Origin of the sequence: Mesorhizobium sp. M1C.F.Ca.ET.210.01.1.1 (assembly GCF_004791585.1) — a bacterium.
GTDB lineage: Bacteria > Pseudomonadota > Alphaproteobacteria > Rhizobiales > Rhizobiaceae > Mesorhizobium.
This window is the reverse complement of record NZ_SRUU01000064.1, coordinates 1-11,656: the sequence shown is the minus strand read 5'-3', so window position 1 is coordinate 11,656 and position 11,656 is coordinate 1. Positions and strand designations below refer to the sequence as shown.

Below are 11,656 nucleotides of genomic sequence, written 5' to 3'. Positions count from 1 at the left end.
GCTCGACGCCGCCGGTCCCGGGCTGGTGACGCGGGCGGCGAAATCCGCGTATCTGGGCACGCAGGCGGGCAACCTGATCGATCTGGGAACCGGCGGCTGGCTCTCCCTCGACGGCCTGCGCCAGGTGCTGCTCGCCGGCGACGACGCCAAGGCCCGCGATTGGCTGATGGCCGTCATGGGTCCCGCCATGCTCAGCCTCGGCGGCGTCGGGATCGTGCACGAGAGCCGATCCTTCAACAATCACCTGAACCAGAGTCCTGAAGACCAAATCCACAACACGATCGACACGCAGGCCGAGCAGCTTTCTGGCTTGCCGGTTTCTGTCAGGCGTGGTGATCTGAATTATCTCGGGGAGGGGAGCGTGACGGTTGACGGCCATGTCGTCGAAGCCGGCGCGCTCGAGGTTTCGGTGTCGCCGGACGCGTTCCTGGTGATTGCCGATGAGACCGACTTGCCCGATTTTGACCGACTCGTCGAAGATATTAAAGGCCACAACAGCTACCGTCCGGGCCAGGATATCGTCCTTTATGTCTGCGGGGCCGGCACACGGGGAAGGTTGCCCGATGTTTCCGTTGCCACCTCGCTGGCCCGGAAACTCGCCAACCGACTGGGATCACGCGCCCACGCGATCGACGGGGAGATCAACCTTGACGCGACAATCACGTTGGATGGCTCGGCCGTCGTGGAACGACCTAACTTGCCGTTGACCGACGTCTCGCATGGACAAAAATACCCGCAAGCCTCCAATAGCGAGCAGGCGGCGCAGCAGAACTTCTGGCTGCAGGACGGCAGGCCCAAGACGCCCGTTACGGCGCCGTTCGATGATGATGCACTTGCGCGAGGCGCGCGAGTTGACGGCAAGCCTATCGATCCCAGAAGCCTCGGCGCGCCAAATGAGCCGGCTGGTAAGATCGAGCCCGGCAACTTGCCAGGGGTCGAACCTAAAGAATCGCCGGACGACAAGCCGCCCGTCGAAAGCGCCCCAAAATCTGAGGGCGGATTGCCGGAGGCGCGGCCTCTGCTCCCTGCAGCAAACGATACGGAGTTGGAACAAGCGTGGGCAAGCCTAAAGAATGGGGCTGCTTCAGACAGCGAGTATCAACTTCTTCTCCGAGCAACGGCCGATGCGCTGCTGTCAGGAACTCAGAACAAGTCTCTCTTTGAATTGCGGAAAAATACATACGCGGAGTTTAAACGTCTGGCTGAGGCAGTACTTCGCCATGTGACGCCACCGGCAATCTCACAAGGCGGAGGGGCTAAGCATGTAGAGGTACAAACACTTGAGCATAATACGGCTGTTAGGACCATAATTAATACGGCAATCACACTTGCAAGAGCAGAGGATATAGTAAACTGGGCAAATACGGTAGGTCTAAATACGATTCGCGATCTTGTTTTTCACGCAACGAAGCTCGATATAATTAACTTCTCGTTATCAATTATCGTGAAACTCAGAAAGACGGAAGAATACAATCAAAACCTAGTGCTAAGAGACGCAGATCATTACCTGAGCCAGCTCCAGCAAGAATGGCAGGTCGGTCTACTGGAGCAGCTGCCTTTGATGAAGTTCAATCGGCCGATAAAGCCTCTTGCTTACCTATCCGATCTAGTTGCTCTGATCTATGACTATAAAAAGGCGCGACAGAAGAACAAGGAGATGAGAGGAGAAAAAATCGGGGAACCGTTGGAGGCTTCCCGCTTTCCGGCAGCTGCACCTGGCGGGCGGGGCTGGGCGCACTTGGGTGTGCGGCACTACCTTCGTGACGCCAGGACCATGCGGGAGCTTGAGAGTCTGCATCCTCCGTTGTTGACTGAAATGCCAAGCCTCATCCAGCCGAAAGACCAAGGAGGAGACACGGTTGCGCGCCGGCAAGGTGATCTGAATTATCTTGAGGAGGGGAGCGTGACAGTCGATGGCCGCATCGTCGATGCCAAGGCGGTCGAGGTTGAGGTTTCGCCGGATGCGTTCCTAGTGATTGCCGACGCCGCTGAGATCGAATCGGCGGAGCGGCTCGTCGACGATATTCGCAGCCATGAGGATTACACGCCAGGCCAAGATATCGTCCTCTATGTCTGCGAGGCCGGAACGCGGAAGCGCGTGCAGGTCAAGATTGATCCCCCCATCGACGGCGTGGACGCCGAGACCTATTCCACCTCGCTGGCTCGCGAGGTCTCGAGCCGACTGGGATCGCGCGCCCACGCCGTCGATGGGGAAATCGAGATTGGCGCGAAGACCACCACGCCGAAGAACTCGGCCGTCATGGAACTGCCGAACCTGCCGCTGACCGACATCACAGGGGGAGAGGATCATTACCACCGGCAAGCCCCCGATGATGAGGCCCAGGCGGCGCAACATCACTTCTGGCTGGAGAATGGTGGTCGCGGCGCTCGCATTCCGGCGCCGTTTGATGAGACGGCACTGGAGCGAGGCGCACAAGTCCACGGCCAGCCAATCGATCCCAGAAGCCTCGGCGCGCCAAACGAGCCGACCGGGGATCCAGGCAAACCTTCGAGCACGTTAGAGGAAATCGCCACGGAAAGCACACTGGAAGGTCTGGTCGACCCGCGGTTCCGTAACGCGTTGGCCGAGCATATACGATCGCACGGAGAAGTTACCTTTGCAGACTTCATGAACCTCTCCCTTTATGGGATCAACGGTGAAGGGGGGTACTACAACTCAGGCGATGTCGCCATTGGTCGCGGAGCGTCCGATCATTTCCCCACCGCGCCGGAAGTGTCCCCGGCGTTTGGTCATACGATCGGCAACGCTCTTGCCGAAATGTATCAGGCTATGGGGCACCCGGATCGCTTCGATGTCGTTGAGATGGGGGCTGGAAACGGCACTCTGGCTCGCGACGTCATCGATAGGTTGAAGGCAGAATATCCGGATGTCTATCGCGCGCTGAACTATGTGATTGTTGAGCGCAGCCAGGCGCTCATCACACGTCAGCGAGCGAAATTGGAAGGCGAAGAGCGGATTAGCTGGGTGCATGCCAGCGCGGATGCCCTGCCCTTGGGAAATTTGCAAGGCGTAATCCTTTCCAACGAACTGGTCGACGCGTTTCCGGTGCATCGTGCCTTCCGGCAGCCGGGCGGGCGTATCGAAGAGATTTATGTCACGATCGACGACTACGGTCGGTTCATTGAGAAGCGGGGGGAGGCGAGTCCGGAACTGAACGCGGCGCTCCACGAACCGACAATGCGGCGGCTGCTAGACAGGCCGGACACGCAGAGCGAGCAGGATTTGACGATCAACGTCAGAGCAATCAGCTGGATGAAGGACGTCTATGAGGCGCTCGACAAAGGCTTCGTCATTACGTTCGACTACGGTGAGCCTGAAATCATGTGGCGGCAACCCTATTCCTTTTACAGGAAAGCGCGGCCGGTTGAATGGGCTTATCGGTATCCGGGTGCGATCGACATGACTGCGAAGGTCGATCCGGATGTTCTTTTACGGCTCGGAGAACAGATCGGATTGAGTCCGGCTCGCTCGGTCGGTGCGCCCGCTGCGGGTTTCGAGTCCCAGGAGGACTTCTTGCGGAGGCATGGTCTCGGCAAGGAGATAAATGCTCTATCCGGCACGGAGCGGCATAATGCCATGTCTCTTTATGCGCGTTTCCGATCATTCTTCGCGCTGACGCAGGAGAAGAACGTATCTACACTTGAAGTCGGGCAGGCGGATTCAGAGGAGCTTGTGCCTCGGGAAGCAGACGCCCCCAGTCGCGTGGGGTTGGTTTCAGCCCTGCCGGAAGGAAGAGACGATATCCCGTCCATGTTGGCAACCGCACCCTTTGAAACGGCACTGGAGCAGGGCGCGCGGGGCGAGGACGATGATGGCCAGCCCCAGCCGACCGATCCGATGACGCTCGCCGCGCCGAAGGAGGAGGATGGCAGCGCGCCAACCAGCACAATCAACCTGGCTGCTTTGGCGAATATAGCCTTCGATCAGATCGATATCCGGGAAGGGCACACCTTGCCATCGCTGATCAAGACCGCATTGAAGCCGCTGTCAGTGCCGGTGCGCGACCGCCCCGCGCGGCGAACTCTGGACGAGATCGTCGACGCCCTCAAAACAGGCGAGTCTTTAATTCCGGCTCATCTCGACATTCCAGCAATCGAAACGTGGTTCGGCACGATCGAATTGCAGCGCCTCAACAACCTGAATGCCTATATCGATTTGCCGCGCCCTTATCTTGCGCTGATGACCGATTTGTGGACGGCTCATACGCTCGGCCTGGCGCCGATGAAGCTGCAGCGCGTGGACAGTTTCAACGCACCGAAAGCCATCCAAAAGCTCATAAGTTCGATGCTGACGGCGGCCGATAAATCCACTGGAGACATTAAATGCTCCTGGCATGACGCGATCGTCCTGAGTCACGCTTTGGACAACCTAAGTGAACCCGAACACTACACCTCAATGGGCGGCTTCGTCCGCTTCGTTTTGCATCAAGCGGATGTCCACAATGTCAGATCGGCCGACTTTTTTCGTTTGCACAGCGCGTTCGACGTAGAGAGGCGAAAGGCCATGGGGTGGAGACGCCCTGCGTCGAACGCGGACGTTATTATTGCCAGAGGCGACGAGTTGATGCGGCGCGGTGTTCCGCCTCAGGATGTGTATGACCAGATCGGCAAAGAGCTACGCCTCTCAAAGGAGGAGATCGAACAGGCGCTGAAATCGGCCGCTGCGCCGCTTACGCCCTGGGAACTAACGCCCTGGGAAGTGGAGGCCCTTAGCCGCGAGGAACTGGTTTCGCTGTCTGACGATCAGTTGAAGAAAATGCTGCCTGCGATGTCAAGCAAGCTGAAGCGCATCCTGGTCGCCGACCCGCAGAGAGACGGCAAGGTTGTCGTCGCACTAGCCGATCCGCGGTTGGAGCCTGCTCTGAAGCGCCTCGAGGACCGCGACGGCGTCATCGGCGTAAAGCATATCCGAACGCCCAGAACCCCATCGTTGAAGGATGATCGAGAAGGCCCAAAGCTGAACTTGCATCGCAATTCCAAGGGTTTCTATGTGCTGGTACCAATGATGGCCGGCGGCGCACCAACCCCGGCGGAAAGCCTGGCCGGGCTGGGCTTTGACCTCGAGCGTTTGAAGAACGAGGAGCCGCATCAGTTCGAGGCGCTCCTCAATTCGCCTCAGGAGATGGCGCAAGCGGTCAAGGACTCGGATCATGCCAGGGGAACGCAGCACGAGCCTTTCAATTCCCTTCTGGAGAATTGGTTCACCGAACGGGCAGATGATCCAGCAGATGTTCGCGAACGCAGATTGGCGAACCTGTTGCAAGATGACATTGCAGGCGTCAGCGATCACGGCCGCTCCGAAGGTGAAACGCAGAGTTGGTCCTTCTGCAGTGACGAATTCAACCTACTCCGCATAGCTCTATTGGGTGGCCCCGATCAGCCTGGTGCCGTTCCGCGCAGCCCTCTCAAAGAAGTCGACGCAGCTGTGTTCGAGCCAAAGCAAGGAGCCGAGCTTGCCTTGGGACCGGTGCCCAAGCTCGACCTGAGCCAGCGGGGCCTGCCCGGTCGCGATGGCCCCCCGCGCAGAAAGGTATACACGGCAATAACGTTCGGTTGCGTTGTATTTGCCGCGTTTCCCGAGCATTGGCGGGTTCCCATCGCCGCCAGCGCCTATGCGTTTCGCGGCGCTGGCTTTATCGTGGAAAGCATGTTCCCCGCGGCGTTTGCGCCGGACAAGCGCCTGGGCCGCGCCCTCGGCGGCATGTATCTCCTGACCTGGTTTCCCAATATCGAGGAAGGGTTTCGCCATTTCGGTGACAGTGTGTTCAATCTACTGAGCAATGTCCCGAACCAGATCGGCAACTGGACCTACGCTGGCAAGAAACTGCAGGAGCTGCTGACCGGAAAGGCCGCATTCCCGAACACCGACAAGCTGCTACTGCCCTTTTATTTCTTCGGCAGTATTCCCTCCACGATCCAGTCCGCGCAGGCAGGCAGCGAAGCGGGCATCCTTGCTGGGTCACTGATCGCGAGTGGCTCTGCCTACCTCTGGGTCAAATCCGTCTGGCCGACCGAACGGAAGCTCGACGAGCGCCTGGTCCTTGCGGGCACCTTCGGAGTCGGGCTCCTGCTGACCAGCGGCATCGTTTGGAAGGCACTGCTTGAGGACAAGGACAAGTCTGAGCCCTCTACAAATAACACCACGCCGTCACCGGCCGATGGTACGCCGCCCGACAATCCGGGCGACGTATCGGTCGATCCCGAGGAGCCACAAGAGTCAATGCCACAGCTCGTCGGTCTGAATTTGCAGGAGCAGCCAGCTACCCTCTCTGAAAGAGTTGCTGTTTTGCGGCCAGGCTCGCTGGTTCATGATACTGGCGAGTTCAAGACCGACGAGGCAGGCAACGAATGGATATGTGTCCAAGGGTATGGATGGGACGGCGAAGAACACCGGGGCTGGGTTATGGCACCGTTTGTGGCGCACCACGCGCGCGGTGCCGAGAGCAGGGGCCGATGCAATCCGGAACTGGAGAGTCAAGGCTATCACTGGGTTGAAGTCGAGCCGGGTCAAACGGTCGGCAACATCGCGAGAGAGCATTCGGTTGACGTTGCCGAGATGGTTGTGCTGAACATGGACCATATCGTTGACCCGACCATGATCTTCGCCGGAGACAGGGTTTACCTGCCGGCTGCCGCGTAATCGACACCGATTTGCCAGCTAACAGCTGCCGACCAACTCTGCAGCGCGATTGACAGGTCCCGCGATACGCGGTTGCAAGCGCCAAATTCTCGCATGAGCGGACCGGGTGACTGCGGTGCTCATGTTGCGTGGTCGTTCAAAATGCTGTCTGCCGAGGACTTCAGCGCATCGGTCAGCCAGGACGCGAACAGGGCAACAGTGCCGTCCACAGGCACCGTCGTGAGAAGTCGATATCTGGCGCCAGTCGTGGCTGCTGGACCAAAGGGGCGGATAAGACGTCCATCGGCAAGGTAATCGGCGACGAGTATGGAGCGCCCCATTGCGAGCCCTTCGTGTAGGAGCGCGGCGCGTGTCGCCATCTGGGCCAGATTGTACCGCTCGCCGCGTCCGCTATCGATCTTCGGGGCGCCTTGCGCTCCAAGCCAGCCACGCCATTCGATGTCGGGCTCAGCACCTACCCAAGGCTCAGCGTCATGGAGGAGTGTGAGCCGATCCAAGGCGGAGACGTCGCGAAACTGCTGATTGTCATTCCAGTAGGAGGAAGTGCAGACCGGAAAGATCTGTTCTTCCATGAGATCTACGACATGCAAGTCGTCGTAGTTTTCGCAATCGTAGCGTATCGCAACATCGATATTCTCATTCAGCATGATTTCTCGGTTCATTCGGTGATACTCGGCCCGAATCTGCACCTTGATATTGCTGGAGGTGCTGTACCAGGAACTAAGCCGGGGCAGCAGCCATTCCATGGCCAGCGACGGAGTGCAGCTCACGACGAGGCCGACCTGTTGTTGTTCCCGAGCGAAGGCCGCAATCTTGGTCTGGATATCGTGAAACGAGCCATTGATGACACCGAACAACTCCTCGCCCGCGGCGGTGAGACTAACCGTGCGACCGATGCGGACGAACAGTTTGGCACCGAGGCGGCGTTCAAGATCCCGGATTCGTTGGCTGACTGCTCCTTGCGTGACGTAAAGCTCGGGGGCGGCTACACCGAAACCTTTCCGACGCGCTACGACCGTGAAGAACCACAGGCCGCCAATCAACGAGGTGTCAAGACCGCGAAAGATGTTGGTTCCGTTAGTCTGTCGGGAGGACTTCAACACTTGTCGCTCGTGCTCCTTTTGGAACTCCTGTGGTCCGATCCCAACAGCATGCAAAGAGTTGCATTACAGAAGTTACTTTGTGATAAATTGCCCTTTAGGTTTCGACTTGAAGCCACGATTCTGAATTATCTTTTGACGAGCGCATTTTTCTCATAAGGCGCGCGTCATAACAACAGAACTCCTTGACAACACGTCAAAAAACCCTTGCGAGGAGTGCCGCCTTTCTCTTGGCCTCAGTCCGAGCACTCTCATCGAGTTCTGGTCCGAATAAAGTCTTTTCGACGACAATGGTAGCAATGTCGCTGATGCCGACAAAGTTTAGCCACATCTCGACGTAGGGCCTTTGGAAGTCGTAAGCGGCGGCCGGGGTGGGGGAGGAACTCGAGAAGTAGTCGAGACCCCGTGCATAAATCACGGCGGCCTTCTTCCCCGTCAGGCGGCCGGTGAACCCATTACCGTCAAAGTTGAACAGCACGTCCTTTTGGGAGACTACGTCTATAAGGTGCTTCAGTTTGTAGGGAATGCTGAAATTCCACAGCGGTACTCCGATGAGCAGCTTGTCGGCCTCTGCGAATGGCTGTGCCAGCTCCGCAACTTTTTCCCAAGCCGCCTGCTGAGCGGCTGTGAGCGTCGCGCCGCTCAGCCCGGCATACTTCGCTCCCATAGCCTCGCCGTCGAACTCCGGCAGGTCCAGATTCCAGACGTCCATGGTTTCGATCGTGTCACTTGGGCGCGCGGCGACATAGGCATCGAGGAATGCTCGCGAGACCTCGATCGACGCCGAGCGCTTTTTGCGCGGAGAGCATTCGACATAGAGCAGGTTCGACATGTTGTGGCCCTCTCTTATCGTCAGACGTAGATGGGAGTAACGCCGATGCGAACGGGAGGATAAGAAGGCTTCGATAAAAACACTAACGAATTAATCAGCTATGATTGAGAACGTTTCGTGATAGATTGACGTTCATGTTCGAGACTGAGCTGTTGCGCACCTTCGTAGCCGTTGCGGATTCGGGCGGGTTCACCCGAGCTGCCGAGCGGCTGCATCTGACCCAATCTGCCGTCAGCGCCCAAATCCGACGTCTGGAAGATCAGGCCGGATGTGTTCTTCTGACGAGGAATACGCGCTCTGTGGCGCTCACTGCGAAGGGCGAGACGCTGTTGAGCTACGCGCGGACTATTTTGCATCTGAACGAGGATGCTCGCGCTCGTCTTGCTGGTTCAAAGTTCACCGGTACGATTCGGATCGGCGCCTCTGAGGACTTCGCCTCCACTTGGTTGCCCTATGTCTTACGCGGATTCAAGGCTGGTAATCCAGGCGTGGCGCTTGAGGTTGAGGTAGGTATCCCTCCGGTGCTCTTCCAAGCACTCGACGAGGAGCGCCTCGACCTAGTGCTCGGCAGTCGTTGTCGCGGCGAGACGAGAGGGTGGAGCCTCTGGCAGGAGCCGCTGGTGTGGGCTTTCGCCGAACACGATCAGCTTGCTTTCCAGGAGGCGCTTCCACTGGCGTTTTTTCCAGAGCCATGCCCGTATCGGGAAGCGGCACTCGCCGCGCTGGCCTGGAAGCAGCAGCCATGGCAAATCGCGTACGTTTGCCCAAGCATCTCCGGCGTTCGCGCCGCGGCACTCGCCGGTCTGGCAGTGACGCCGCTTCCGCGTAGCGCCCTTGGCAACGGGCTCCGAGAGTTGGGACCGGTAGACGGCCTGCCGGAACTTCCCAACGCAGAATTCCTGGTTTGTATTGTTGAGAACGGGTGCCGCGAACCCATACGCGTGTTGGCCGACATGATCAGAGACGCGGCGACCCGCATCGATGCTGGGTAAGCGCGCTCCAACCAGGACGGGAGGTGCCGGCAAATGGAAGCGAGACGGGAGACTTCATTTCCGTCGATTGCGAGTATCTCCCGACCTGCTTGAAGGGGCCTGCTGCGAACAATCGCGGATCGGATGGCGGTGAAGGCGAGGGATGTGGATCGACCGAAAGGCGAGGATCGCATCTTCGACTGCTGGCACCTCCGATCCCCTGGCGATCGCCAATGTCATGTGCGACCATCCTTGCACATGCACCGCATCGGGCATTTTCGAGACCATGTCACCGAGCACTGCGTGTAAGCATGGCGTGGTCGACCTTCTCAGGTCGCCGAACTGTCGAGAGAGCCGCCAGATCGCGGTCACCTATGTTCCTCTGCGAACGCATCGGTGCCCATTCACTCTAAAAAGGCTGCTCGCGGCCGCTGCAATCCTCGCAAAGCGCCGACTGGCTTTGCCACGATATTCGAACACTCCTTCCGACTGCCTTAGGGCATTAGCTGAGCTAATCTGTCGCCCAAGATTCGTCATTTGCCGCTTGATGGCGATTCTGAAATTCTCAAAGCAGCTGAAGCAGAGCTTTCAAGATGTGAGCGTCGATATTTTCCGCGAGAACTTCGCGCTGTGATCGCTTCGTGCGGAGCTCGAGGCAGCTTGCTCCAATCGAACCTGGATGAGGGAGCTGAAATGGAAGAAGCTCGTCTGGCTGAGATGCTGGTGGGGGGGCTTGCATCTATGCCGTCCCAACTGCGCACTGCGGCTCGTTTTGTGCTGGAACACCCCGCGGACGTCGCATTGATGTCAATGCGCGAGCAAGGGCGCAAGGCGAGAGTCTCGCACACGACAATGGTCCGGCTCGCTGCCTGGCTCGGGCTGGATAGTTATGACGATCTGCGTGCTATCTATGCACGGGGACTGCGAGCGCCTGAGCACACATTGCAGGGGTTTGGCAATTCCAGACGACGGGTCGCGGGAAAAGAAAATTCCGCTGTCAGCAAGATTGCCGATGCGCTCACCGCCCAGACAGCCGGCCTCGCCGAGGCCGCCACCGCCATGCGGCTCGTGGCTGCAGCGGACCTGCTTGCTGATGCCAGCCACCTGTTCTGTCTTGGCCCACGCCGGGCGCACTCAGTCGTTCGCCATTTCGCTTATTTGATGTCCCAACTGGGCAAGCATGTTGAAGTGCTGGATACGGCAACTGGAAGCTGGATCGATGTCATACACGACGCCGGCTCAAGTGCCGCTATACTCGCGATCGGATTTGCGCCATATGCCGACGCAACTTGCGACCTCGTCCGGCAGGCGTTGCGCAGAGGAACAGCGATTGTGGCGATCACCGATAGCAAGATGTCGCCGCTGTTTGCATTGGCCCATGAGGGCATTGTGCTCTCTACCCGTTCGCATTCTTTCTTTCCGAGCATGACGCCGGCACTCTCGGTGGCCGAAATTCTGGCAGCCCTCGTCGCCGAAAAAACCGGCACGAACGTCGCAGAGGTGCTTAAGCGGGCCGAACAACATTCCACAGCCTTCGACATCTACCCGAGGCCCTTGCCGAGCGAACGGCCGGTCGGAAGGGCAACTCAGTCTGCATTGAATCGGGCGAAGCTTCCGATCGCTTAGCCGCATCGCATCGCCCGTCGCCCGAGCTCGTTTTCGGTGCCGCCAAGCCGGTACGCCGACTTCGGGAGATTCCTCCACGAAAAGAGCCTCGCGATGACCCTTCATAACCGCTCAGCTACAACTGCCCAACCATCGTCGTACAGGCTGATCTGGAGGCCTGAACCCGAGCGACATTCGCATGAATTTGACGAGGCGGCAAAGAGGCGAGGCATGCTCGATAAATTGCTGGTGGCGCAAGCCTACGATCATTTCGAACTGCTCGAATCCTTTGCCGATCCATACGGCATCATCAGCTGCGAAGCCCTCTGCCAGAACATGTGAGGTGGTTGGGCTCGCTCCTCCCGAGGAGAGATTGATGTCAGTATATCGGATATCGATGCGGCTGCCGAATGATGCCGGGGAAGGTTTGGGCGCGCGTTGTGAGGGCACGAAGGGCGTCGAGCAGAGGCGGCTTGCGGCCAGGTTC

At 58.6% G+C, this 11,656-nt stretch carries 5 protein-coding genes; 3 read left to right on the top strand and 2 right to left on the bottom strand.

The window, feature by feature from the left end:
* Positions 1 to 25: 25 nt before the first annotated feature.
* A complete protein-coding gene (locus tag EN853_RS32540; protein ID WP_210234828.1) occupies positions 26 to 6,661 on the top strand; it encodes an SAM-dependent methyltransferase in 6,636 nt (2,211 codons plus the stop codon).
* 119 nt (positions 6,662 to 6,780) lie between these two features.
* Here EN853_RS32540 and EN853_RS32535 read toward each other — a convergent pair whose 3' ends face one another.
* Positions 6,781 to 7,764 (bottom strand): LysR family transcriptional regulator, encoded by a 984-nt coding sequence (locus EN853_RS32535; RefSeq protein ID WP_167524672.1) that lies wholly within the window; start codon positions 7,762 to 7,764, stop codon positions 6,781 to 6,783.
* A 193-nt stretch (positions 7,765 to 7,957) separates the two neighbouring features.
* Complete coding sequence (locus tag EN853_RS32530) at positions 7,958 to 8,593, bottom strand: NAD(P)H-dependent oxidoreductase (protein ID WP_127862990.1); 636 nt, start codon at positions 8,591 to 8,593, stop codon at positions 7,958 to 7,960.
* Between the two features lie 134 nt (positions 8,594 to 8,727).
* On the opposite strand from EN853_RS32530, the gene EN853_RS32525 reads away from it, so the two are divergent.
* The gene (locus EN853_RS32525) at positions 8,728 to 9,585 is read left to right on the top strand and encodes a LysR substrate-binding domain-containing protein (RefSeq protein WP_127862989.1); all 858 of its coding nucleotides are present in this window, start codon (positions 8,728 to 8,730) and stop codon (positions 9,583 to 9,585) included.
* Between the two features lie 672 nt (positions 9,586 to 10,257).
* Entirely contained in the window at positions 10,258 to 11,190 is a 933-nt protein-coding gene (locus EN853_RS32520) for a MurR/RpiR family transcriptional regulator (protein WP_127862988.1), read from the top strand.
* The last annotated feature ends 466 nt before the right edge of the window (positions 11,191 to 11,656 follow it).

What these genes read in the sequence shown, in the direction of transcription:
- EN853_RS32530 (WP_127862990.1), bottom strand. Translation starts at nt 8,593, where the DNA reads ATGTCGAACCTGCTCTATGTCGAATGCTCTCCGCGCAAAAAGCGCTCG.
- EN853_RS32525 (WP_127862989.1), top strand. Translation starts at nt 8,728, where the DNA reads ATGTTCGAGACTGAGCTGTTGCGCACCTTCGTAGCCGTTGCGGATTCG.
- EN853_RS32520 (WP_127862988.1), top strand. Translation starts at nt 10,258, where the DNA reads ATGGAAGAAGCTCGTCTGGCTGAGATGCTGGTGGGGGGGCTTGCATCT.